This window comes from Thioclava sp. ISO4, from assembly GCF_058105145.1.
This window is the reverse complement of record NZ_CM176571.1, coordinates 3,978,880-4,001,097: the sequence shown is the minus strand read 5'-3', so window position 1 is coordinate 4,001,097 and position 22,218 is coordinate 3,978,880. Positions and strand designations below refer to the sequence as shown.

At 64.6% G+C, this 22,218-nt stretch carries 23 protein-coding genes; 16 read left to right on the top strand and 7 right to left on the bottom strand.

What is annotated here, in order from left to right; all coding sequences use genetic code 11:
- Positions 1-43: 43 nt before the first annotated feature.
- Positions 44-1,195, bottom strand: a complete 1,152-nt coding sequence (locus AC2TZ7_RS19475) for a zinc-ribbon domain-containing protein (protein ID WP_489865443.1) — start codon at positions 1,193-1,195, stop codon at positions 44-46.
- Positions 1,196-1,333: 138 nt separating this feature from the next.
- Here AC2TZ7_RS19475 and AC2TZ7_RS19470 point away from each other — a divergent pair, with 138 nt between their 5' ends.
- From AC2TZ7_RS19470 to AC2TZ7_RS19460, 3 genes are read left to right on the top strand one after another with little or no spacing between them, the layout of a single operon-like run.
- A complete protein-coding gene (locus tag AC2TZ7_RS19470; protein ID WP_078542197.1) occupies positions 1,334-2,005 on the top strand; it encodes a cell division ATP-binding protein FtsE in 672 nt (223 codons plus the stop codon).
- An 8-nt stretch (positions 2,006-2,013) separates the two neighbouring features.
- Positions 2,014-2,898, top strand: coding sequence for a cell division protein FtsX (locus tag AC2TZ7_RS19465; RefSeq protein WP_489866850.1), 885 nt, complete (start codon positions 2,014-2,016; stop codon positions 2,896-2,898).
- Positions 2,898-3,674 (top strand): lysophospholipid acyltransferase family protein, encoded by a 777-nt coding sequence (locus AC2TZ7_RS19460; protein WP_489865442.1) that lies wholly within the window; start codon positions 2,898-2,900, stop codon positions 3,672-3,674. The genes AC2TZ7_RS19465 and AC2TZ7_RS19460 overlap by 1 nt, the downstream gene beginning before the upstream one ends.
- A gap of 100 nt (positions 3,675-3,774) precedes the next feature.
- On the opposite strand, the gene AC2TZ7_RS19455 is transcribed toward AC2TZ7_RS19460, so the two are convergent.
- Positions 3,775-4,107 (bottom strand): ArsR/SmtB family transcription factor, encoded by a 333-nt coding sequence (locus AC2TZ7_RS19455; protein ID WP_078569839.1) that lies wholly within the window; start codon positions 4,105-4,107, stop codon positions 3,775-3,777.
- Positions 4,108-4,190: 83 nt separating this feature from the next.
- Between AC2TZ7_RS19455 and AC2TZ7_RS19450 the strand changes: the two genes are divergently transcribed.
- The gene (locus tag AC2TZ7_RS19450; RefSeq protein ID WP_489865441.1) at positions 4,191-5,411 is read left to right on the top strand and encodes an MFS transporter; all 1,221 of its coding nucleotides are present in this window, start codon (positions 4,191-4,193) and stop codon (positions 5,409-5,411) included.
- A 33-nt stretch (positions 5,412-5,444) separates the two neighbouring features.
- On the opposite strand, the gene AC2TZ7_RS19445 is transcribed toward AC2TZ7_RS19450, so the two are convergent.
- Positions 5,445-6,404 (bottom strand): acetyl-CoA carboxylase carboxyltransferase subunit alpha, encoded by a 960-nt coding sequence (locus AC2TZ7_RS19445; protein WP_489865440.1) that lies wholly within the window; start codon positions 6,402-6,404, stop codon positions 5,445-5,447.
- Positions 6,405-6,587: 183 nt separating this feature from the next.
- Here AC2TZ7_RS19445 and AC2TZ7_RS19440 point away from each other — a divergent pair, with 183 nt between their 5' ends.
- Positions 6,588-7,055 (top strand): AraC family transcriptional regulator, encoded by a 468-nt coding sequence (locus AC2TZ7_RS19440; protein WP_489865439.1) that lies wholly within the window; start codon positions 6,588-6,590, stop codon positions 7,053-7,055.
- Positions 7,056-7,252: 197 nt separating this feature from the next.
- Here the strand turns inward: AC2TZ7_RS19440 and AC2TZ7_RS19435 are convergent, their stop codons facing one another.
- Positions 7,253-8,209 (bottom strand): L-malyl-CoA/beta-methylmalyl-CoA lyase, encoded by a 957-nt coding sequence (locus AC2TZ7_RS19435; RefSeq protein ID WP_489865438.1) that lies wholly within the window; start codon positions 8,207-8,209, stop codon positions 7,253-7,255.
- A 289-nt stretch (positions 8,210-8,498) separates the two neighbouring features.
- Here AC2TZ7_RS19435 and dgcN point away from each other — a divergent pair, with 289 nt between their 5' ends.
- The 3 genes from dgcN (at position 8,499) to AC2TZ7_RS19420 (ending at position 11,413) form a co-directional block, all read left to right on the top strand.
- Positions 8,499-9,500 (top strand): N-acetyltransferase DgcN, encoded by a 1,002-nt coding sequence (gene dgcN, locus AC2TZ7_RS19430; RefSeq protein WP_489866849.1) that lies wholly within the window; start codon positions 8,499-8,501, stop codon positions 9,498-9,500.
- 70 nt (positions 9,501-9,570) lie between these two features.
- Positions 9,571-10,533 carry an N-acetyl-D-Glu racemase DgcA gene (gene dgcA, locus AC2TZ7_RS19425; RefSeq protein WP_489865437.1) on the top strand — a complete coding sequence of 321 codons (963 nt, stop codon included), beginning with the start codon at positions 9,571-9,573 and terminating at the stop codon, positions 10,531-10,533.
- Positions 10,534-10,552: 19 nt separating this feature from the next.
- Positions 10,553-11,413, top strand: coding sequence for a D-amino-acid transaminase (locus AC2TZ7_RS19420; RefSeq protein ID WP_489865436.1), 861 nt, complete (start codon positions 10,553-10,555; stop codon positions 11,411-11,413).
- Positions 11,414-11,504: 91 nt separating this feature from the next.
- Here the strand turns inward: AC2TZ7_RS19420 and AC2TZ7_RS19415 are convergent, their stop codons facing one another.
- From AC2TZ7_RS19415 to AC2TZ7_RS19405, 3 genes are all read right to left on the bottom strand, one after another.
- The gene (locus AC2TZ7_RS19415) at positions 11,505-12,017 is read right to left on the bottom strand and encodes a hypothetical protein (protein WP_489865435.1); all 513 of its coding nucleotides are present in this window, start codon (positions 12,015-12,017) and stop codon (positions 11,505-11,507) included.
- A 215-nt stretch (positions 12,018-12,232) separates the two neighbouring features.
- Complete coding sequence (locus AC2TZ7_RS19410; protein WP_489865434.1) at positions 12,233-13,171, bottom strand: calcium-binding protein; 939 nt, start codon at positions 13,169-13,171, stop codon at positions 12,233-12,235.
- 133 nt (positions 13,172-13,304) lie between these two features.
- Positions 13,305-14,051 (bottom strand): N-formylglutamate amidohydrolase, encoded by a 747-nt coding sequence (locus AC2TZ7_RS19405; protein ID WP_489865433.1) that lies wholly within the window; start codon positions 14,049-14,051, stop codon positions 13,305-13,307.
- A gap of 136 nt (positions 14,052-14,187) precedes the next feature.
- Between AC2TZ7_RS19405 and pyk the strand changes: the two genes are divergently transcribed.
- The 8 genes from pyk (at position 14,188) to pheT (ending at position 21,886) form a co-directional block, all read left to right on the top strand.
- Entirely contained in the window at positions 14,188-15,633 is a 1,446-nt protein-coding gene (pyk, locus tag AC2TZ7_RS19400) for a pyruvate kinase (protein ID WP_098411958.1), read from the top strand.
- 37 nt (positions 15,634-15,670) lie between these two features.
- Positions 15,671-15,913: a hypothetical protein gene (locus tag AC2TZ7_RS19395; protein WP_255266520.1), complete on the top strand. Its 243-nt coding sequence runs from the start codon at positions 15,671-15,673 to the stop codon at positions 15,911-15,913.
- A gap of 143 nt (positions 15,914-16,056) precedes the next feature.
- Positions 16,057-16,257: a 50S ribosomal protein L35 gene (gene rpmI / locus AC2TZ7_RS19390; protein ID WP_078542184.1), complete on the top strand. Its 201-nt coding sequence runs from the start codon at positions 16,057-16,059 to the stop codon at positions 16,255-16,257.
- An 18-nt stretch (positions 16,258-16,275) separates the two neighbouring features.
- Positions 16,276-16,641: a 50S ribosomal protein L20 gene (rplT, locus tag AC2TZ7_RS19385; protein ID WP_078522551.1), complete on the top strand. Its 366-nt coding sequence runs from the start codon at positions 16,276-16,278 to the stop codon at positions 16,639-16,641.
- Between the two features lie 403 nt (positions 16,642-17,044).
- Entirely contained in the window at positions 17,045-18,118 is a 1,074-nt protein-coding gene (gene pheS, locus AC2TZ7_RS19380) for a phenylalanine--tRNA ligase subunit alpha (RefSeq protein WP_489865432.1), read from the top strand.
- Between the two features lie 664 nt (positions 18,119-18,782).
- A complete protein-coding gene (locus tag AC2TZ7_RS19375; RefSeq protein ID WP_489865431.1) occupies positions 18,783-19,187 on the top strand; it encodes an ASCH domain-containing protein in 405 nt (134 codons plus the stop codon).
- Positions 19,174-19,467: a YrhK family protein gene (locus tag AC2TZ7_RS19370; RefSeq protein WP_098411955.1), complete on the top strand. Its 294-nt coding sequence runs from the start codon at positions 19,174-19,176 to the stop codon at positions 19,465-19,467. The genes AC2TZ7_RS19375 and AC2TZ7_RS19370 overlap by 14 nt, the downstream gene beginning before the upstream one ends.
- A gap of 10 nt (positions 19,468-19,477) precedes the next feature.
- Positions 19,478-21,886 carry a phenylalanine--tRNA ligase subunit beta gene (gene pheT / locus AC2TZ7_RS19365; RefSeq protein ID WP_489865430.1) on the top strand — a complete coding sequence of 803 codons (2,409 nt, stop codon included), beginning with the start codon at positions 19,478-19,480 and terminating at the stop codon, positions 21,884-21,886.
- The last annotated feature ends 332 nt before the right edge of the window (positions 21,887-22,218 follow it).

Sequence of the window (22,218 nt, the reverse complement as noted above, 5' to 3'; positions counted from 1 at the left end):
CCATAAGTTCAACTTATGCGCGGCGGCAGATTATTAGGAAAACTTATTCGGTGAAGCCGTCCGAGGTCGCTTCGGGCGAGAGGCGATGCGTCAGGATCTGCAACTGGTCGTCGAGCCAGATGCGCCCCTCGTCCACCGCGACGACATATTGCGTCAGCGGCGATTTCAGTACCGGGACCTTCGCGGCGATGTCCGGCGCGAAGGCATAGAGCAGCGCCAGTATCGCGGTGATCGCCATCACGAAGATGAAGCCGCGGCTGAAGCCCGAGCGGCGGCGGCGCGCCATCTCCGGCGAGAATTCGGCCACGCTGTCGCCCTCGCGATCCGAGGTCGCGGTGAGGGTCGAATTGATCTCGTCGATGTCGGGCAGCCGTTCGCGCCCGCGCATCGTGTGCATGTCTTCGTCGTCCTCGCCGAGCAGGTCGGCCACGCGATCCTCTTCCGACTCGCTGAGATCGGAGAAGTCCTGCGCGCCCTTGCGGCGGCGCGCCAGATCGGCGGTGGCGGCCTCGGCGGCGCGTTCCGCGTCTTCGCTAGTCTCGCGCTCTTCGAGGTTCAATTCGTCTTGCGTCTCCAGCTCGCTCGAGCCTTCGGCGCGGCGCTGCGCGGCTTCGCGCTCGGCCTCTTCGCGCAGGATCGACAGCAGCCCGTCATCGAGCGGTTTGCGCGGGGTGGCGCCGACACGCGGGGCGGGGCCGAGGCCCGGCTCGTCCTCCTCGTCGTCGTCTTCGCGTTCCTCGGGCTCCGCCGTCGAGACCATCGCCGCAATGGCGGCATCCGTGTCGTCCGTCTCCGGAGGCGTCACGACCGGCTCGGGCTCGGGCAGGGGCGTTGCGGCTTCGGGCTCGGGTTGCTGCTCTGGTTCGGGCAGCGGTTCGGGCTCGGAAACATGTTCGGGTTCGGAGGGTTGCTCGGGTTCGGAAACGGCCTCGGATTCGGTGGGCGTCTCCGCCGTCACCTCTGCCTCAGTCTCCTCAGGCGCAGCCTCTGCCTCGGCCTCCGTCTCGGCGTCGAGATCCCAACCTTCGGGCGGGGGCGCTGCGGTTGTGGTTTCGGGCTCGGCAGAGAGCATATCCTTGCTCGGCTGGAACCAGCCGTGCCCGCAATTGGAGCATTGCACATCCCGTCCGCCATCTGGGATGACAGCGTCATCCACTTCGTATTGCGCACCGCAATTGGGGCAAACCAACCGCATATTGTCCCATCCCTGCCCGTGTTGGCGTTTTGCCGTTCTGGCCAACCACTGTCTTATGTTGTAGCAAGCGCGGGCGGAATGTCCAAATGATTTGGGCCACTTAATTCGCGAAGCGCGCACCAAGTAGAGGGGCTGGCAGTGATCGAGCTGCAAAATGTGGCGATGAGCTATAGCGGGGCGGAGCTCCTTAGCGATATGTCCCTGACGCTTGCCCCTGGGTCATTCCATTTTCTGACCGGACCGTCGGGGGCCGGGAAGACCACATTTCTCAAATTATGCTACGCGGAATTGCTGCCGACGGCGGGGCATTTGTCGCTGTTCGGCAAGGATGTGCGCGAGATGAACCGGGACGAAATCGCCGGGCTGCGCCAGCGCATCGGCGTCGTTCATCAGGACTGCCAGTTCCTCGATCACCTTTCGGTCGAAGAGAACGTGGCGCTGCCGATGACGGTCAATCGCCGTACGCCCGACATGACCCAGCTGCGCGAATTGCTGGCTTGGGTCGGGCTGAAACGGCAGGCGAATGCGCTGCCGCCGCAACTGTCGGGCGGGGAGCGGCAACGCGTCGCTCTGGCCCGCGCGGTCATCATGTCGCCCGATGTGATCCTCGCCGACGAGCCGACCGGGAACCTCGATTGGGAGATGTCGCTGCGGCTGCTGTCGCTGCTGGTCGAGCTGAACAAGATGGGCAAGACGGTGGTGATCGCGACCCACGACCTGAACCTGATCCGGCAGGCGAAGCCGCAGGTTTCGGCGCGGGTTCTGCGCATCGCGAAGCGCCATCTGCATACGGCGGGGGCCGATCTGTGAAGCTGACCATGCTGACATTCGCCTCCGAGACGAACGGACCGGATCGGGTCGTGCCGCCGACCGGGTTCACCGCGCGGTTGACGCTGTTCACCGCGGCCGCGATGGCCTTCCTTGCGGTCTTCGCGCTGGCGCTGTCGCTGGCGACCGGGAGGCTTGCCGATCGCTGGGCGGATAGCCTCGCGCGCTCGGCCACGATCCGCATCTCCGCCCCGCCCGAGCAGATGGATGCGCAGGTCGCCGCCGTGCAGGAAGTGCTGAAGACGACGCCGGGAGTCGCCTCGTCGCGGGTGATGGGCGATGACGAGATGAAGGGGCTGCTGAAGCCGTGGTTCGGCCCCGATCTGCCGGTGGATGCGCTGCCGCTGCCGAAGCTGATCGCGGTGACCGAGACCGGCGCGGGCGTCGATGCCGAGGGGCTGCGGCTGCGGCTGCAGGCCGAAGCGCCCGGCGCGATCTTCGACGACCATACCCGCTGGCGGCGTCCGCTGGTGGCGGCGGCGGAGCGTATCCGCACGCTGGGCCTGCTGTCGCTTCTGCTGATCTTCGGCGCGATGGCAGGGATGATCACGCTGGCCGCACAGGCCGCGCTGGCCGCCAACGGTCAGGTGATCGCGACGCTGCGGCTGGTGGGGGCGAAAGACGCCTTCATCGCGCGGGCCTTCGTGCGCCGCTTCACCACGCGCGGGCTGATCGGCGCGGTGGCGGGCACGGTCTTGGGGATGCTCGCGGTGGCGCTGCTGCCCTCGACCGAGGCTGCGGGCGGCTTCCTCACCGGTTTGGGCTTTTCCGGGGCTGCATGGCTCTGGCCATTGATCATTCCGCCGATCGCCGCGATCGTGGCCTTTGCCGCCACCCGTTTCGCCGCGCTGCGTATGCTCAGGAGACTTCGCTGATGTCCGACCCTTCGCGCCGCCCCGGAAAGGTCACGCCGCTGACCCATGTGATGACCGGGCTTTACTACGTTCACATCTCGATCGCGACGGTGCTGATCGGGGCCTGGGGCCTTGTGTTTCAGGTGCTGCCCAAGGGGCGGGCCGGTGTGCATCGCACCGCCGGAATCTGGACGCAGCATCTGCTGGATATGGCGCGGGTCTATCTGGGGCTGCGCTATGAGCTGCGCGGCACGCCGCCCGAGGGCGACTGCATCGTCGCGGCCAAGCATCAGAGCTTTTTCGACATTCTGATCCTCGCAAATCACCTGCCGCGCCGGGCCTTCGTGATGAAGAAGGCCCTGTTGAACGTGCCGGTCATGGGATGGTTCGCGCATAAGGCGGGCTGCATCCCGATCGACCGTTCCAAGGGGTCGGAGGCGATGAAGGTGATGCTGGGCGCGGTCGAAGAGGCGCGCGCGACGCATGGGCTGGGGCAGCTGATCATCTATCCCGAGGGCACCCGCGTGCCGCCGGGCGAGAGGCGCCGTTACAAGCAGGGCGTGGGCGTGGTGGCGGAGGCCACGAAGCTGCCGGTGGTGCCCGCCGCGACCAATGCGGGCCTGTTCTGGAGCAAGCGCGGCTGGCCGATCCGGTCGGGCGTGGCGGTGACCGAGTTCCTGCCGGTGATCGAAGCGGCGGGCTCCGCCTCCGAGACGCTGGCGGCGGTCGAGGCGGTGGTGGAGCCGCACTCGGATGCGCTGATGGCGGAGGCCGGGTTCGAGCTGCCTAAGCCCTGAGCGGGTCGCGCCGGAGGGTGCCTCCGGCGGGGATATTTTTGCCAAGGCGAAGGGGGGCGGCTGCGCTGATGGACGCGGGCGCGGGAACACGTTGGCGTGATCAGCTCTCGCGCAGATCGGCGTCGAGGATCGGGTCGATCAGGCCGGGGAAGCGCGCTTCGAGGTCGTCCCGGCGCAGGGTGAGCAGGCGGCCGCGGCCGTTCGGGTTCGGTTCGTTCCGGATCACGCCGGATTCCCGCAAAACCTTGAGAATGTGAGATTTCGTCGACTTCGGGACATCCGCGGCAACGGCGCTGCAGGCCGCCGCTTCGAGCGGGCCGTCGCGCAGGTTGCGGGCGATTTCGCGCCGCGCCGGGTCGCTGAGCGCGAAGAGCACCTGCGACAGAGACAGCGAGTCAGCGGGGGGATGCGGGAGTTCGGGGGGCGTGCTCATGGTTCGATAATACTTGAACCATGCGTCCTGTCGAGTATGTGGAGGTTCGACAATTTTCGAACCAATCGCATCAGGAGACAGCGATGACCGACGACACGGATTTTGGCCCGCGCGCCGCATCTCCAAATCCGCCCGCGCGGAGCCCGGCAGGCTTCGTGCTGGCAATCACGGGGCTCGTTCTGATGTTGGCGGGCGCGAGCGCGCCGTCGCCCTTCTACCCGGTCCTGCAGGCGCAGATCGGCTTTTCCTCGGCGATGATGACGGGGATCTTCGCGATCTATGCCGGGGCGCTTCTGATAACCTTGCTGGTCTTCGGGCGGCTCTCCGATCATCTCGGACGGCGGCCCGTCCTGTCGGTGGGCTTCGTGCTGCTTGCGCTCGGGATGCTCGAATTTCTCTGGGCGGATACGGCGATGACGCTGCTGCTGGCACGGGTGTTGCAGGGCATGGCGAGCGGCCTGCTGATCTCGACCCTGAGCGCGAGCTCGACCGATCACGAGCCGCCCGCGCGGCCCGGTCTCGCGGCGGTCTGGAATGCGGTCGCGCCCTTGGCGGGGCTGGCGGCCGGGGCACTTGCGGGCGGGGCGTTGCTGGCCTACGCGCCTGCGCCGCGCGTCGCGACTTTCCTTGGTCTGGCGGTCGTCTATGGCGTGCTGGCCCTGCTGGTCTGGCTGCCGCCGGAAACCGCGCCGCGCCACGCGGGGACGCTGGCCTCGCTGCGCCCGCAGGTTTCTGTGCCGCCCCATATCCGTGCGGCTTTCCGGCGCGGTGCGCCCGCGGTGCTGGCGGGGTGGGGAACCGGCTCGCTGTTCCTGTCGCTGGGGGCGCCGATCGTGGCGCAGGTCTTCGAGGTTCACACCGCGCTGGCGCAGGGTGCGATCGTCGCGCTCCTGTCGGGGACCGGAGCGGCCTCGTGCTATGCGACGCGCAATCTGGCCCCGCGCCGTATCGCGCTTCTGGGGACGGACGGGCTGGTGCTGGGCACGGTGCTGTCGCTCGCGGCGCTCGCGACGGGGAGTTTCGCGCTCTATCTCGCGAGCGTCTTCATCGCGGGGATCGGCTTCGGCACCTGCTTTGCGGGGGTGTTGCGCTCGCTCGCGCCGCTGGCCGCACCGGACGAGCGTGGCGGGCTGTTCGCGGCACTGTTCACGCTGGCTTACTCGGCCTTCGGGGTGCCTGCGGTGCTGGCGGGTCTGGCGGTGCCGGAACTGGGGCTGCGGCTGACCACCGAGATTTACGGCGCGGTCATTATCGCGCTCGCGCTGGGGGCGGGGCTGATGCGCAGGCAGGCGGAACCGGCGTGAAGCCGGTTCGGAATGCGCGGGGGCTTCTTCGGTTTAGGCCGAAAGCCCCTTCGTGCCCATGTCGAGGAACTTCTTGCGGCGTGCCTTGATCAGATCGGCGGGCTTCTGGCCCTCCAGCTCTGCCAGCATCAGCGAGATTTCCGAGCCGACCGAGGCGATGGTCGCCGTGGCGTCGCGCTGTGCGCCGCCCATCGGTTCGGAGATGATACGGTCGATCACGCCGAGCTTCTTGAGGTCCTGCGCGGTCAGGCGCAGCGCCTCGGCGGCTTCGCGCATCTTCTCGGAATCCTTCCACAGGATCGAGGCGCAGCCTTCGGGCGAGATCACCGAATAGACGGAATGTTCCAGCATCGCGACACGGTCGCCGGTGGCGAAGGCCACGGCGCCGCCCGAGCCGCCTTCACCGATGATGACCGAGATCAGCGGCACGCCGATCTGCAGGCATTTCTCGGTCGAGCGGGCGATGGCTTCGGACTGGCCGCGCTCTTCCGCGCCCTTGCCGGGATAGGCGCCGGGGGTGTCGATCAGGGCGACGACCGGCAGGCCGAAGCGGGCGGCCATGTCCATCAGGCGGATCGCCTTGCGGTAGCCCTCGGGGCGGGCCATGCCGAAGTTGCGCTCGATGCGGCTTGCGGTGTCGTTGCCCTTCTCGTGGCCGATCACCATCACCGGCTTGTCGCCGAGACGGGCGAGGCCGCCCATCACCGCGTGATCGTCGGCGAAGTTGCGATCGCCCGCGAGCGGCGTGTACTCGGTGAAGAGCTGGTCGATATAGTCCTTGCAATGCGGACGGTCGGGATGGCGCGCGACCTGACATTTGCGCCAGGGCGACAGGTCTTTGTAGAGGTCGCGCAGCATCGTCTCGGCCTTCTTGTCGAGGGCTGACGCTTCCTTGTCGACATCCATCTCTTCGTTTTGCCGGGCCAGCGCGCGCAGCTCTTCGGCTTTGCCTTCGATCTCTGCCAGCGGCTTTTCGAATTCGAGATAGGTCATGGATCACTCCGCATCCGGAAACTCGCGCCCTTAATGTCTTCAACGCTCGGGAATTGCAACTGGGTGGCGCATGGCGGGCGCGTCCCGATTGCACGAGCGGCGGCGGCTTGCCTCATAGGCGCGGCGGATGGGAGGTGATAGACTGACTGAGGAAACGCGCGCTTTAACCGGATGAGGGTTAATTTGGCGTATGAAGTCGAGATCAAAGAGATGCCAGCGGTGCGGCTTGCCGGGCTGGCACATAAAGGGCCTTACCCGTCGGTGGGCCCGGTCTTTCAGAAACTTGTCTCGCTGATCCCGGAGCCGTCCTGGGCGGAAGTCGAGCACGCGGCGATGATAGGCCACGACAATCCGCGCAAAGTGCCGGCGGAGGAGCTGCGCTCGCATGCCTGTTTCGCGGTGGGCGAGGGGTTCGTGATCTTCCCGCCGCTTGCGGAGATTCGCTATCCGGCCGGAAAATATGCGGTGGTGACGGTGAAGGGGCCCTATGAGCAACTGCCCGAGGCTTATCGCTGGCTGGACGAGGAGTGGTTCCCGGCATCGGGCATGGCGCATCGCGATCTCGTGGCCTACGAGGTCTATCTCAACGATCCGATGAACACGAAGCCGGAAGATTTGCTGACGGAGATCCGATTGCCGCTGCAGGGCTGAGGCGCTGAGATTTGCAGAGCTGTCATCGGGCCGTCGCACAGCGCGGCTAGATGGCGTTTGCGTGGGGTGCCCGGCGCTAGAAAAACGGAAACGCCCCGGCCGTAAGCCAGGGCGCTCCTTTTCCCTCATGCGGCCGGGCCTCCCCTCCCAACCGCTCCGGGATTCGGTAACTGTACCGCGATTCGTTCGCGCGCGGCTTAATCTTTAATCATTTCGGCTTGTCTTACAATCACTTCGGCTTGTTTGATTGACGCAATGTCGACGAGACGGCCTTTGTAGACGGTCGCACCCTCGCCGCGTGCCTTGGCGTCTTCCATCGCAGCGAGGATTTCACGGGCCTCGGTCACGGCCTCATCAGAGGGCGTAAAGACTTCATTTGCAAGGGAAATCTGCTTGGGATGGATGGCCCATTTGCCCACCATGCCGAGCGTCGCCGAGCGCAGCGCCTGCGCGCGGAAGCCGTCATCGTCGGAGAAATCGCCGAACGGGCCATCGACCGGCAGGATGCCATGGGTGCGGCAGGCGGCGACGATCGCGGCCTGCGCCCAGTGCCACGGGTCGGACCAATGCTTCTCGCCATTGCGCAGCATGTAGTAGTTTTCCTGCGTCCCGCCGATGCCGGTGGTCTGCATGCCCATCGAGGCGGCGAAGTCGGCGGCGCCGAGGCTCATCGCCTGCAGGCGCGGAGAAGATGCTGCGATTTCCTCGACATGCGCGAGACCGGCGGCGCTTTCGATGATGACTTCGAGCGAGATTTTCTTGCTGCGGCCCTTCGCGGTTTCGATCGCGGTGACCAGCGCGTCGACGGCATAGACATCCGCCGCGCAGCCGACTTTCGGGATCATGATCTGGTCGATGCGCTCGGAGCCTTCTTCGAGCAGTTCGACCACGTCGCGATACCAATAGGGCGTGTCGAGGCCGTTGATGCGGACCGAGAGGTATTTATTGCCCCAGTCGATCTCGTGGCTGGCCTGAATGATATTGCGCCGCGCCTGCGCCTTGTCGTCGGGGGCGACCGAATCCTCGAGGTCGAGATTGATCACGTCGGCGGCGGAGGCGGCCATTTTCGGGAAGAGCTTGGTGTTCGAGCCGGGGCCGAAAAGCTGGCAGCGGTTCGGGCGGGCAGGGGGCGTGGGTTGAACGCGGAAGCTCATGAAGCGGCCTTTCGCAAGGAAGTTACGTTTTGGGTTGCGGATTGGGTATATTGTTGCGCGGCCTCATGCAAGGCAATTTTGCAAGCGCAGAATCAGGGCCGCGCTGCAGCATTGCTGGCATCTGGAAATCCGGGCGGTGCGCGAAATTGCGGCGAATAGGCGCTTTTGCCGAAGGATCTTCCGTTTTGCCGGAAATGTTGCACGGAAATCCCCAAGAAATTTTTGCGCCGCGCCCTAATATCATCAACAAACAAGACAAAACACAGACCACAGGGAGACACGCATGTCGCTGATCGACACCCCTTATCTACTGTTTCTGGGCGATGCCCCCGATCCCTTGTCCGCGAAGGTCGCGCAGGGGATCAAGGACTGGCGGCCCGAATATGCCGTCGGCCAGTACCGGATGGAGGGATGCCAAGCCGACATGGGCATCCCGGATCTCGATATCAAAGAAGCCGTTGCGAAGGGCTGCAAGACGCTGGTGATCGGCGTCGCGAACCGCGGCGGCGTGATCTCGCAGAGCTGGAAGAAGGTGCTGGTGGAAGCGCTGGAAGAGGGACTCGACCTCGCCTCGGGCCTGCACAACCTGCTGCGCGACGAGCCCGATCTGGTCGCTGTGGCCGAAGCCTGCGGGCGTCAGCTGCATGACGTGCGCATCCCGGCGGTGAAATACCCGATCGCCAATGGCGAGAAGCGCGCGGGCAAGCGCTGCCTTGCCGTGGGCACCGATTGCTCGGCGGGCAAGATGTATACCGCGCTTTGCATGGAGCGCGAGATGCGCGAGCGCGGCATGAAGGCCACGTTCCGCGCGACCGGCCAGACCGGCATCCTGATCACCGGCGACGGGGTGCCGCTCGACGCCGTGATTGCGGATTTCATGGCCGGCTCGATCGAATACCTCACGCCCGACAACGATTCCGACCACTGGGACCTGATCGAGGGGCAGGGCAGCCTGTTCCACGTCTCCTATTCGGGCGTGACGATGGCGCTGATCCATGGCGGTCAGCCCGACGCTCTGATCCTCGCCCATGAGCCGACGCGCACCCATATGCGCGGCCTGCCGGGCTACAAGCTGCCCTCGCTGCAGGAGCTGAGCGACATGGCGCTGGCGCTGGCGAAAGTCGCCAATCCCGCCTGTCAGGTGGTCGGCATCTCGGTCAACACCCAGAAGATGGGCGAGGACGAGGCCAAGGCCTATCTGGCGAAGGTCGAGGAAGAAATGGGCCTGCCCGCCACCGATCCGTTCCGCTTCGGTGCGGGCAAGCTGGTAGACGCGCTCGCCGCGATCTGATTGTCTCGCTTGTGACCCCTGCCGGATGCCTCCGGCGGGGATATTTGCACCAAGTCGAAGGGGGGCGCGGATGATCCGGGTGAGCCATGATACGTTCAAGCTGGCGCAGGTCTTTACCATCGCGCGCGGTTCGCGCACCGAGGCGCATGTGCTGAGCGTGACGCTGGAGCGCGAGGGCGTGACGGGGCGGGGCGAATGCGTGCCCTATGCGCGGTACGGCGAAAGCCTCGACAGCGTCACCGCGCAGATCGAGAGCCTGCCGCAAGGGATTTCCCGCGCCGAGCTGCAAGAGGCGCTGCCTGCAGGCGCCGCCCGCAATGCGGTCGATTGCGCTTTGTGGGATTGGGAAGCGAAGAAGAAGGGCGTTCCGGTCTGGGAGCTTGCCGGGCTGGACAAGCCCGTGAGCCAGGTGACGGCCTATACGCTGTCGCTCGACGAGCCGGAGAAGATGCGCGCGGCGGCCTCTGAGCATGCGCATCGCCCGCTTCTGAAGATCAAGCTCGGCACGCCTGAGGACATGCCGCGTCTGCGCGCGGTGCGCGAGGGCGCGCCGGAGTCGAAGATCATCGTCGACGCGAATGAGGGCTGGGAGATCGAGACTTTCCTCGACATTCAGGCAGAGTTGAAAAAGCTGGGCGTCGCGCTGGTCGAGCAACCTCTGCCCGCGGCAGGGGACGAGGCGCTGTCGGATATCCAGCGGCTGGTGCCGATCTGCGCCGATGAGAGCTGCCATACCCGCGACGGGCTTTTGAACCTGCGCGGCAAATACGACGTCATCAACATCAAGCTGGACAAGACCGGCGGGCTGACCGAGGCCCTGCAGCTGCGCGATCTGGCGCGCGCCGAGGGGTTCGGCGTGATGGTCGGCTGCATGGTGGGGTCGTCTCTGGCGATGGCGCCGGCGATGCTGGTCGCCCAGGGTGCCGATTACGTCGATCTTGACGGCCCGCTGCTTCTGGCCGAAGACCGCGATGTGCCGCTGCGCTACAAGGGCAGCGTGGTGGAGCCGCCGGAGCCTGAGCTTTGGGGCTGAGTTTGCAAGGAGCAAGAATATGAGCCGGATCGTCTATCTCAACGGAGAGTATATTCCCGAGGAAGAGGCCAAGGTCTCCGTCTTCGACCGTGGTTTCGTGATGGGCGATGCGGTCTATGAGGTGACTTCCGTTCTGGACGGCAAGATCCTCGAATTCGAAGGTCACATGAACCGGCTCGACCGCTCGATGGCGGAGCTGGAGATGAGCTGCGATCTGACCCGCGACGAATGGATCGAGATCCACCGCGAACTGGTCAAGCGCAACGACATCGTCGAGGGGCTGATCTACCTTCAGGTCTCGCGCGGCAATGCGGGCGATCGCGATTTCCACTACCCGCCGGAGGGCACGCCCCCGACCGTGGTGCTCTATACCCAGTCGAAGCCGAACCTCGCCGACGATCCGAAGGCGAAACAGGGCATCAAGGTGATCTCGCTGCCCGATCTGCGCTGGCATCGCCGCGACATCAAGACGGTGCAACTGCTCTATCCGTCGATGGCGAAGATGGCGGCCGAGAAGGCGGGCAAGAACGATGCGTGGTTCGTCGAGGATGGCTTCGTGACCGAAGGCTCGTCGAACAACGTCTATATCGTGAAGGGCAACAAGATCATCACGCGGCATCTGAGCGAGGACATCCTGCACGGGATCACCCGTGCCTCGCTGCTGAAATATGCCGCCGAAGCGCAGATGGAGATCGAGGAGCGTCCCTTCACCATCGAAGAGGCGCAAGGCGCGGACGAGGCTTTCTATACCTCGGCGTCGGCCTTCGTGATGCCGGTGGTGGAGATCGACGGCGAGACGGTGGCCGAGGGTGCGGTCGGCCCGGTGGCGGCGCGCCTGCGCGAGATCTATCTCGACGAGAGCCGCAAAGCCGCGATCTGACGCGCGCCGAGGCGCAACATCCAGAATTTAAAAAAGAAAAGACCCCGGCCAGCCCAACCGGGGTCTTTTCCTGTCATGCGGGCGGTGTCTCTCAGGCCGCCGCATGAGCGCGGAATTGGAAGGCATCTGGCGCGATTTGCTCGGGCGCGATGCCAGTGATGACCAGTTCGGCCTGGCCTTCGATCACGACGAGCGTGCCTTCGGCGCAGGTGCGGAAGGTGATGTCGTCGCGGCGCGGCGCAGAGCCGGTGAAATCGAGGGCGATGGCGTCGCCCGGTTCGAACCCGTTGATCCGCGGCAGCGGCTCGGGGCCTGCGGCGGGCGCAGGTGCCGGGGTGTGTTTCGCGCGGGTCTCGGCCTGTTGGTTCGGATGCGCCAGCAGCGCTTCGATGCGCATCATCACGGCGGCGTCGAGGTCGTCCGCGCCGTCCTCCGCATTGGCGGGGCGCGTGTCGAGCGTCTCTTCCAGCGGAGCGCCATGCGACGGCGCCGTGGCGGCCGCCCCGATGTCGGCGGTGGCGCGCGCTTGGCGCTGGCGCGGCAAGCCCTCGGCCCAGCCGAGAAGGCATAACGCGATGGTGGTGGCGATGAACAAGGCGAGCATGGTTTCTCCTGATCTTGCCTTGATCGTCGCGACATTTTGTCGGTTGCGCAAAAGTTTTGTGAGGCCGAAACCGCCCCATTGTTCAGAGGTCGTTAACCATCAGAGAGAATGTCGAGGATTAGTATCGCGATCGGATATGGTCGCGTTTTGGGGGCTTTACCAAAACGGAAGGAGGCCGCGCGATCGGCGGCCTCTCGCTGTGATTCGAGAATGGGTCAGGCGTAGGTCGGGTGTCCGTAATTCGTCCCGTCGGTCGCGTAGATCGCGCTGCCCACCGACTTGAGCGCGGCATATTCGACATTCTTGAGCGTCGCGACGTTCTCACCATTGATCGACACGATGGAGTCCTTGCCGCTTTGCGAGACGGTGAAGTCCGACAGGTGCGAGAGGTCATCCACCTCGATGCCGAGATATTCGCCGGACGCGTTCGGGTCCGGGTTCGGGCCGAGCTGTCCGAAATCAGTCACTGTCACCGGCGCATCGCCTTCGTTCCAGTTGACCGCGAACCAATCCGACCCGGTGCCGCCGGTCATCGTGTCGCCGTCATCGCCGTGGAGGTAGTCGTTATTCGCGCCGCCATCGAGCAGGTCGGGCGCGCCGTCCTGATCGACGGCATGGAGCTCGTCGTCACCATAGCCGCCATAGAGATCGTTCGACCCTTCCGCATCGAAGATATAGTCCGCGCCGAGATTGCCGCGTAGCGTGTCGTCGCCCTGGCTGCCCGTGATCGAGTCGTTGCCCGCGCCTGCATCTATATAGTCGTTGCCCGAGCCGCCGACCGCGCCGAAGACGCCGGACGCCTCGAAGGCGTCGAGGAGGTCGCCAAGGCTCGTCGCCTGATCCATCGCCTGCTGGGCCTCCGGCGAGAGGTCGCCGCCGTCGTTGCCATCGCCGAGATAGATGGTGTCGTCGCCCGCGTTCCCCATAACGGAGTCGGTCCCGTCGGTGCCACGGATCGTGTCGTCGCCCGACGTGCCTTCGGTCACCTGATCGGGCTCCGAGATGTCGATCTCCTCGCCTGCACCGGTGCCGTCTTCTTCCGGGCGCGTCTGGTCCTCTTCGTCACTGTGATCTTTATGGTCGTGGCCGCCGTCGAGGCCGACGCCGACAAGCAGCGCCATCGGCAGGAAGGCGAGTAGAAGAGTCGCAAGCATAGGTAATATCCCCCTGAAATCAGGGCTAGATATCCGATGCTCTTAGGAGGTCGTCAATAGAATGTGGTCAGAATGTGGCGGAAGCTGCGCCGCTTGGAAGCAATCGCGGGACCGGTGGAATTATTGTCGCCAATCAGAGGTCGCTCTGCTCCAGAACCCGCGTTAGAATCGGTGCGAGGCGGTCGGCCCATGCCGCTTGCTGCTCGGGTGTCGCGATCAGATCGTTGCGCAGCTCGAGCAGCACATTCGGGCGACCATCCGCCAGCGCGTGGCGGTCGATCGAGTCGCCTTCCAGATGCCCCAGATAGGGTTGGTTGTCGCCCACGCAGAGATCGCCCTCGGCTTCGAGCGCTGCGATCATCTCATAGGCGAGGCGCGGATCGGCCGGGGCGTGCAGGATGCCGACGTCCCACGGCCGGGGCGGCCGCCCGCGCAGGCGCGGCGTGAAGGAGTGGACCGCGCAGATCACCGTATCGTCGCGCCGGGCCGCGAGCCGGGCATATTCCGCATGATAGGGACGATAGAGCCGGTCCAGCCGCCGCTCGACCTCTGCCGCGTCGGCATGGCGGTTCGCGGGGATGATCGTGCCGTCATAAAGCTTCATCACCAGCGTCGGGTCGTCTTCGCCCCGGTTCGGGTCGATCACGAGGCGCGAAAAATCGCTCGCGATCATCGGCGAGTCGAGCCGCTCCGCCAGTGCTTCCGACAGCCCCAGCGCGCCGACGTCATAGGCGATGTGGCGCGCCATATCCTCGGCCTCGATCCCCAGATCGCCACCACCGACCCATTCGGGCACGGTGTTGCGCGCATGATCGCACGTGACCAGCCAGCGTCCGGTCCGTGCCTCTCCGGTGATCGAAAGGGGCTGTTTTTCGTTCATAGTCTCTTCACGCTTACTCGATATGGCCCAGATAACGGGAAAGATTGCGCCACGCCAGTTGCGGCCCGGGACAAATTGCGCCATACGCTTACTTGGCCCACGAAATGACATCAATTTGAACGGAAAACGAGGACGCATGAGACGCCTTCGCAACGTGAAGATCGTGGCTACGCTGGGCCCTTCTTCCTCGGACTATGACAGCATCAAAGCTCTGTTCGTCGCAGGCGCGGACGTGTTCCGCCTGAACATGAGCCATGGCACCCACGAGGAGCATCGCGCCCGTCACGCCATCATCCGCCAACTCGAAGCCGAATTCGGCCGCCCGATCGCGATCCTCGCGGATCTTCAGGGCCCGAAACTGCGCGTCGGCACCTTCGCCGCGCATGGGGCGGAGCTGGAAGACGGCGACAAGTTCCGCTTCGATCTCGAGGACAAGCCCGGCGCCACGCATCGCGTGTGCCTGCCGCATCCCGAGATTTTCCAGGCGCTCGAGCCGGGCTCGGAACTGCTGGTCAACGACGGCAAGATCCGTCTGGTGGTCGATGACTGCGGCGATGATTTCGCGAATTGCACCGTCACCGTGGGTGGTACGATCTCGGACCGCAAGGGCGTGAACGTCCCCGACGTGGTGCTGCCGCTGGCCGCGCTGTCGGAAAAGGACCGCAAGGATCTGGAATTCGCCTGCGAGATGGGCGTCGACTGGCTCGCGCTGAGCTTCGTGCAGCGTCCCGAGGACGTCGAAGAAGCCCGCGAACTGGCCAAGGGGCGCGCGGCGATCCTGTCGAAGATCGAGAAGCCCTCGGCGGTGCGCAGCTTCGACGAGATTCTTCAGGCTTCGGACGGGATCATGGTCGCCCGCGGCGATCTGGGCGTGGAGCTGCCCGTTCAGGCCGTCCCGCCGATCCAGAAACAGCTGATCCGCAAATGCCGCACCTGGGCAAAGCCCGTGATCGTGGCGACGCAGATGCTGGAATCGATGATCGAGAGCCCGATGCCGACCCGCGCAGAGGTCTCCGATGTCGCCACCGCGATCTACGAGGGCGCCGATGCGGTCATGCTGTCCGCGGAGTCCGCGGCCGGCAACTACCCGGTCGAAGCGGTCGAGACGATGAACAACGTCGCGATTTCGGTCGAGAAGGACCCGACCTATCGCGAAGTGATCGAAGCGTCGCGTTCCGCTGCGCGCCAGACCGTCGCCGACGGGATCGTGGCCGCCGCGCGCGAGATCGCCGAGACCACCGACATCGCAGCGATTTGCGCCTACACCCAATCGGGCAAGACGATCGCGCTCATCGCGCGCGAGCGTCCGCGCGTGCCGATCATCGCGCTCTCGCCGATCGAGGCGACGCTGCGGCGGGTCACGCTGACCTGGGGGGTGCATGCGGTGCCGTCCGGTGAGCTGGAGCGGTTCAAGCAGGCCGTCGTCAACGCCGCCCGCGCGGCGCGCGATTTCGGCTTTGCCGACGAGACGCAGCAGATCGTCGTCACCGCAGGCGTGCCGTTCAACGTGCAGGGCACCACGAACATCCTGCGCGTCGCACCTTGTGATGAGCGATTGATTTACCGCACTGACCCTGAGTAACCTTCCCTATCAGGGATGGTGAAACTGGGGGCAGGCGATGGATCTTTCTTCGATCGATACCGATCTCCTGCTGACGATCGGACTGGGGATCGCGATCTTCGCGATCCCGGCCGCGATCTCCGCCTTCTCCGATGGCCGCCCGCCGCGGGCGGCCACCTTCGGGATCGTCGTGGCGGTGGCCTTGATCCTGCTGGCCTTTCTTGCCCGCCCGGGCGGCTACACGCTCGAGATGGTGCCCGAGGCGGTGGCGCGCGTATTGGCCCGCGTGATCAATTACTAGCGTCCCCCTCCGGAACTGCGGCTGATCCGGACTTTTCCCTTGCCAAACCGCCCTGCGCCGTCTAACAGGCCCACTCTGAACCCGCGCGGCCGGCCGAAGTGGCATGCCGAGTCGCGCTTCCACACCCTGCAAAGGAGCTGTAAATGCCCAAGATGAAGACGAAATCCGCTGCCAAGAAGCGGTTCAAGTTCACCGCGACCGGCAAGGTCAAGGTGGGTCCGGCCGGCAAGCGTCACGGCATGATCAAACGCTCGACGAAATTCATCCGCGAAACCTCGGGCACCATGGTGCTCTGCGAGGCGGATACGAAGATCGTCAAGAAATACATGCCCTACAACCGCTGAACTCGGGAGACTTGAACAATGGCACGCGTCAAATCCGGTAAGGTCACCCACGCCGCGCACAAGAAAGTGCTCAAGAAGGCGAAAGGGTATTATTCCTCGCGCTCGCGCAACTTCCGCACTGCGACCCAGGCGGTCGACAAGGCGAACCAATACGCGACCCGCGACCGTAAAGCCCGTAAGCGTAATTTCCGCGCGCTCTGGATCCAGCGTATCAACGCCGCCGTGCGCGCCGTCGATGCCGATCTGAGCTACTCGAAGTTCATCTTCGGCCTCAACCAGGCTGGCATCGAAGTGGACCGCAAGGTTCTCGCCGATCTCGCCGTGCACGAGCCCGAAGCCTTCGGCGCGATCGTCGAGCAGGCGAAAGCCGCCGCCGCCGCGTAATCGGCTGACGATAGAATTCGGGAAGGGCCGCTCCATCTGGGGCGGCCTTTTTCGTTTCGGATGGGTGGCCTGCCGGGGAGGGGGCTCTGCCCCCGCTCGTTTCACGAGCCCCCCGGGATATTTCCACCAAGAGGAAGAAAAAACGCCCGGCTCGGGCCCATCGTCGGGCAGCTGACCGGGCGCTTCTCCTCGAGCGGTCATCGGCGTCCCCGCCTGTACCGCGTCTCCGAGACAATCCGATTCTGGTTAAGGATGTCTTGCGCGTCTTCTCGAGCGAAATATCCCGGGGGAGGCCGCAAGGCCGGGGGCAGCGCCCCCATCCGCCCTTTGCCTGCAAGCGCGAGGTTGCAAAGGCGCGCCGGCGCGGCTAACCCGTGGGCCAAGCAAATTCCCGGGGAATGATATGCAAGAGCTTCGCGATAAATACCTGAGCGCCGTGGCCGATGTGACCGACGAGGCCGCGCTGGAAGAGATCCGTCTGGCCGCCTTGGGCAAGAAGGGCGAGATCAGCCTGAAGATGCGTGAGCTGGGCAAGATGACCCCGGAGGAGCGCCAGACCACGGGCAAGGCGCTCAACGTGCTGAAGGACGAGATCGACGCGGCGCTGCGCGCGAAGAAGGCGGCGCTGGCGGATGCGGCGCTCGATGCGCGGCTGCGCGAGGAATGGCTCGACGTGACGCTGCCGGGCCGTCCGCACCGCGCTGGCACCATTCACCCGGTCTCTCAGGTGATGGACGAGGTCACCGCGATCTTCGCCGATATGGGCTTTGCGGTCGCCGAAGGCCCGCAGATCGAGGACGACTGGCACAATTTCGACGCGCTTAACATCGCGCCCGAACACCCCGCGCGGCAGGAGCATGACACGTTCTTCATGCATCGCGACGAAGGTGACGAGCGTCCGCCCCATGTGCTGCGCACCCATACCTCGCCGGTGCAGATCCGCGCGATGCTGGAGCAGGGCGCGCCGATCCGCGTGATCGCGCCGGGCCGCGTCTACCGCATGGATATGGACCAGACCCACACGCCGATGTTCCATCAGGTCGAAGGTCTGGCGATCGGCAAAGACATCTCGATGGCGAACCTGAAATGGGTGCTGGAAGAGTTCTGCAAGGCCTTCTTCGAGGTGGACGGCGTCGAGCTGCGCTTCCGCGCCTCGCATTTCCCCTTCACGGAACCGTCGGCCGAGGTCGATATCCGCTGCTCGTGGGAGGGTGGCAGCCTGAAGATCGGCGAGGGCGACGACTGGATGGAAATCCTCGGCTCGGGGATGGTGCATCCGAAAGTGCTCGAATCCGCCGGGATCGACCCGAATGAATGGCAGGGCTTTGCCTTCGGCATCGGGATCGACCGCCTCGCGATGCTGAAATACGGCATCCCGGATCTGCGGGCGTTCTTCGAGAGCGACCTGCGCTGGCTGAAGCATTACGGGTTCAGCGCGCTGGACCTGCCGACGGTGGCTGGTGGGTTGAGTCGGTGACATTTTCCGGCTTGGGCACGACTTTTTTTCTCGTTGCTTTAGTCCTCGAGATCGGCTGTTTGTTTGCGATCAGCGCGACCAACCGTTTTTCATGTCCGAGAACTCGGCATAGGTTCAAAGAGAGAAATGAAGCCTATGCGTTGCTCAAGCCTGACGAGACTTTTTGCGACTATCACGCGAACGCGAAGCTATGCGCTAGGGATCGTTTCGAGCTTAGCCCGGCTGCACATGAGATCTTGCTGGGGACTTTGAAGAAAGTTGAAACAAAAAGCGCGGGTCTAACAGCGATTTTGATTTTCGCGATCAGTGCGTTCATGGCGTATGGCTTTGGAGCAAAAAACTATGTTCTGGGAGTCGGTTTCACAGCTGGTACAATCATTTTGCTGTTGGCTCCGCTCGTTTTGTCTTTTCGAGGAATTTGGCATCTGGACATAATCTCAATCACAAATGTTCAGCCCGATATATCTCGAGAAGGCCTCGCTAAACGGCTTCAAGAAGATCTGATGCGTGACCTCTTCGCGAAGGAGAAGTGGTTCCGTTTCTCCCTCGTTTGTTCCGCGCTAGTAATCTGCTCTGCGCTGCTAATTATTGTCGGCAATGCGTGGCTGTCGCAGTGTTCTGAACTAAACCAATCGAAACCTTATTCAGTCATTAATCGAGCCCCATGCCCGACCCCATCACCTTCACCTTCGGCGACAGCCGCGAACTCTGCGTCCAGCTCCTCGGCCTGATCCGCCAAGGCAAGAAGACCGCCACCTGCGGCGCGCTCACTTACTTCACCGAAGGGGGCGAGGATATGCCGGTGGTGGGGCGGCGCGATATCGCGCTCGACTGGGACGGCAAGCCCGCGGTGTTGATCGAGACCGTCGAGGTCACGATCCGGCGGTTTTGCGATGTCGATGAGGATTTCGCGCTGGCCGAGGGGGAGGACGAGACGCTGGAAGGCTGGCGGCAGGGTCATCAGGCCTATTTCGAGCGTAACGGAGGTTTTACTCCCGAGATGGAACTCGTTTGCGAACGGTTTCGCTTGGTAAAGGATTATCAAGGAGAGACCGATGGCCAAAAGTAACTTCATCTTCGACACCCCATCGCATGAGCAGACCCCCGAGCAGCGCCGCTTCGTCGCGCTCACGGAGATCGCCTATACGGTGGTCGATTTCGGCGCGGCCTTCTGTTTCGTCATCGGCTCGATCTTCTTCTTCTACGAGAGCCTGATGATCCCCGGCACGTGGTTGTTCCTGATCGGGTCGCTCCTTTTCGCCGCAAAACCCTCGATCCGGCTTTGGCGGGAGTTGAAACTCCTTGAGATGGGGGATTACAAGGACCTCGCGCAGCGCAAGCAATCCTGAGGGAAGTCCGATGAAATTCACCCTGTCCTGGCTCAAGGATCATCTCGAGACCGAGGCCACCGTCGATCAGATCGCCGAGGCGCTCACCGATCTCGGGCTTGAAGTCGAGGAAGTCGTCGATCCGGCGGCGAAGCTGGAGACGTTTACGCTCGCGCGTGTGCAGTCCGCCGAGCAGCACCCCGACGCCGATCGTCTGCGGGTCTGCATGGTCGAGACGGATGAGGGTGTGACGCAGATCGTCTGCGGTGCGCCGAATGCGCGGGCCGGGATCACGGTCGTGCTGGCCAAGCCCGGCGATTACGTGCCCGGCATCGACGTGACGCTGTCGGTGGGCAATATCCGCGGGGTGGAGAGCCACGGGATGATGGCCTCCGAGCGCGAGCTGGAACTGTCGGACGAGCATAACGGGATCATCGAACTGCCGTCGGGCGAGGTTGGGCAGAAGTTCACCGACTGGCTGGCTGCGAACCGTCCCGAGGCGGTCGATCCGGTGATCGAGATCGCGATTACGCCGAACCGCCCCGACGCGCTTGGCGTGCGCGGGATTGCGCGCGATCTGGCGGCGCGCGGTCTGGGCAAGCTCAAGCCGCTTGACGTGCCGAAGGTGGAGGCTGCGTTCGAGGCACCGATCTCGGTGACGATCGACCCGGCACTGAAGGACAAGGGCTGCCCGCTCTTTGCTGGTCGCGTGATCCGGGGCGTGAAGAACGGGCCGAGCCCCGAGTGGCTGCAAAAGCGGCTCAAGGCGATCGGTCTGCGTCCGATCTCGACGCTGGTCGATATCACGAACTACTTCACCTATGACCTGAACCGGCCGCTCCACGTCTTCGACATGAAGAAGGTGGCGGGCAATCTGGTGATCAAGCCGGCTGAGGGTGGCGAGGAATTCCTCGCGCTCGACGAGAAGACCTATACCGTGCGCGCAGGCGACATGGTGATCTGCGATGACAAAGGCGTCGAGAGCCTTGCCGGGATCATGGGCGGCGAAGAGTCCGGCGCCGATGAAGACACGGTGGATGTATTCCTCGAGAGCGCCTATTGGGACCCGATCACCATCGCGGCGACGGGCCGTGCGCTGAAGATCAACTCGGATGCGCGCTACCGCTTCGAGCGCGGTGTCGATCCGGCTTTCACGCTGCCGGGGCTCGATTTGGCGGCGAAGATGGTCGTGGATCTCTGCGGTGGCGAAGTGTCGGAGCTGGTGATGGACGGCGCGGTGCCGGATGTCAGCCGCGCTTACAAGCTGGACCCGGCGCGGGTGATCTCGCTCGTCGGCATGGACATTCCCGAGGCCACGCAGCGCGAGACGCTGGAGGCTCTGGGCTTCACGCTCGACGGCGACATGGCGACGCCCCCGACCTGGCGCCCCGACGTGCTGGGCGCGGCCGATCTGGTCGAGGAAGTGGCGCGGATCGCCTCGCTGACGAAGCTGATCGGCAAGCCGATGGGCCGCGAGACGACCGGTGTGCCCGGCGCGATCCTCACCCCGATGCAGCAGCGCGAGCGGATGGCGCGGCGCACGACGGCGGCTTTGGGCTACAATGAATGCGTGACCTACAGCTTCATCGACGAGGCGTCCGCCAAGCTGTTCGGCGGGGGCGCGGATGCGACCAAGCTGGAGAACCCGATCAGCTCGGAGATGACGCATATGCGCCCCGATCTGCTGCCGGGTCTGCTGCAGGCGGCTGCCCGCAATCAGGCACGCGGTTTGAACGATCTGGCGCTGTTCGAGGTCGGCCCTGCGTTCAACGGCGGCGAGCCGGGCGAGCAGGTTCTGCAGGCGACCGGGCTTCTGGTCGGTCACTCCGCGCCGCGCGATCCCTTCGGCTCGCGTCGCCCGGTGGACCTCTATGACGCGAAGGCCGATGCCGAGGCCGTGCTGGCCGCGGTCGGCGCGCCGGCGCGTGCGCAGATCAACCGCAAGCTCGATGCGTGGTGGCATCCGGGCCGGGCGGGCAATGTGGCGCTTGGCCCGAACCTGCTGGCGACCTTTGGCGAAGTGCATCCCAAGGTGCTGCGCGAACTGGGCGTGAAGGGCCCGGCGGTCGCCTTCACGATCCGTCTGGCAAACATCCCCTTCCCGAAGAAGAAGGGCGCGACGCGGCCCGCGCTGCAGATTTCCGACCTGCAGGCGGTCGAGCGCGATTTCGCCTTCGTCGTCGATGCGAATGTCGAGGCGCTGACGGCCGTGAATGCGGCGATGGGCGCCGACAAGAAGCTGATCGAGAGCGTCAACGTCTTCGACCAGTTCACTGGCGCCAAGGCCGAGGAGCAGATGGGCGCGGGCAAGAAGTCGATCGCGCTGACGGTGCGGATGCAGCCTGCCGACAAGACGCTGACCGATGCCGAGATCGAAGCGGTGAGCAAGAAGATCGTCGAGAAGGTGAGCAAAGCCACCGGCGGCACGCTGCGCAGCTAAGGTTGCCCGCGAGAGAGTTTGGAGCGCCCGGTCGGAGAGACCGGGCGTTTTCTTTTGCGTGCAGCGGAGGGCGGGGCCCGACCGCCGGGTGGGCGCGCCGCCCTCTGAGGTTGGCGCTTTATCTTCGTCACGTCCGGGCGACCTCGGCCCGCGCGCTGCCGTCACAAAAGCGCCCGCCCGAGGGGGCGGTCGGGCGCTGCCCGGGCCGCTCCGCGGCTGATCCGGGCAATCAATTCCAGTCGTTGTCACCCAAGGCTCGGGCACGTCCCTGACCCGTCCGACCCAGCGTAATCCTTCCTTATCTTCCGAAACCCGTTAGGCTTTTCGCGAAC

Bases quoted from the DNA above. Each gene is read 5' to 3' on its own strand.
- AC2TZ7_RS19475 (WP_489865443.1), bottom strand. From the start codon at position 1,195: ATGCGGTTGGTTTGCCCCAATTGCGGTGCGCAATACGAAGTGGATGAC.
- AC2TZ7_RS19465 (WP_489866850.1), top strand. From the start codon at position 2,014: ATGCTGACATTCGCCTCCGAGACGAACGGACCGGATCGGGTCGTGCCG.
- AC2TZ7_RS19460 (WP_489865442.1), top strand. From the start codon at position 2,898: ATGTCCGACCCTTCGCGCCGCCCCGGAAAGGTCACGCCGCTGACCCAT.
- AC2TZ7_RS19455 (WP_078569839.1), bottom strand. From the start codon at position 4,107: ATGAGCACGCCCCCCGAACTCCCGCATCCCCCCGCTGACTCGCTGTCT.
- AC2TZ7_RS19450 (WP_489865441.1), top strand. From the start codon at position 4,191: ATGACCGACGACACGGATTTTGGCCCGCGCGCCGCATCTCCAAATCCG.
- AC2TZ7_RS19445 (WP_489865440.1), bottom strand. From the start codon at position 6,404: ATGACCTATCTCGAATTCGAAAAGCCGCTGGCAGAGATCGAAGGCAAA.
- AC2TZ7_RS19435 (WP_489865438.1), bottom strand. From the start codon at position 8,209: ATGAGCTTCCGCGTTCAACCCACGCCCCCTGCCCGCCCGAACCGCTGC.
- dgcA (WP_489865437.1), top strand. From the start codon at position 9,571: ATGATCCGGGTGAGCCATGATACGTTCAAGCTGGCGCAGGTCTTTACC.
- AC2TZ7_RS19420 (WP_489865436.1), top strand. From the start codon at position 10,553: ATGAGCCGGATCGTCTATCTCAACGGAGAGTATATTCCCGAGGAAGAG.
- AC2TZ7_RS19415 (WP_489865435.1), bottom strand. From the start codon at position 12,017: ATGCTCGCCTTGTTCATCGCCACCACCATCGCGTTATGCCTTCTCGGC.
- AC2TZ7_RS19410 (WP_489865434.1), bottom strand. From the start codon at position 13,171: ATGCTTGCGACTCTTCTACTCGCCTTCCTGCCGATGGCGCTGCTTGTC.
- AC2TZ7_RS19405 (WP_489865433.1), bottom strand. From the start codon at position 14,051: ATGAACGAAAAACAGCCCCTTTCGATCACCGGAGAGGCACGGACCGGA.
- pyk (WP_098411958.1), top strand. From the start codon at position 14,188: ATGAGACGCCTTCGCAACGTGAAGATCGTGGCTACGCTGGGCCCTTCT.
- AC2TZ7_RS19395 (WP_255266520.1), top strand. From the start codon at position 15,671: ATGGATCTTTCTTCGATCGATACCGATCTCCTGCTGACGATCGGACTG.
- rpmI (WP_078542184.1), top strand. From the start codon at position 16,057: ATGCCCAAGATGAAGACGAAATCCGCTGCCAAGAAGCGGTTCAAGTTC.
- rplT (WP_078522551.1), top strand. From the start codon at position 16,276: ATGGCACGCGTCAAATCCGGTAAGGTCACCCACGCCGCGCACAAGAAA.
- pheS (WP_489865432.1), top strand. From the start codon at position 17,045: ATGCAAGAGCTTCGCGATAAATACCTGAGCGCCGTGGCCGATGTGACC.
- AC2TZ7_RS19375 (WP_489865431.1), top strand. From the start codon at position 18,783: ATGCCCGACCCCATCACCTTCACCTTCGGCGACAGCCGCGAACTCTGC.
- AC2TZ7_RS19370 (WP_098411955.1), top strand. From the start codon at position 19,174: ATGGCCAAAAGTAACTTCATCTTCGACACCCCATCGCATGAGCAGACC.
- pheT (WP_489865430.1), top strand. From the start codon at position 19,478: ATGAAATTCACCCTGTCCTGGCTCAAGGATCATCTCGAGACCGAGGCC.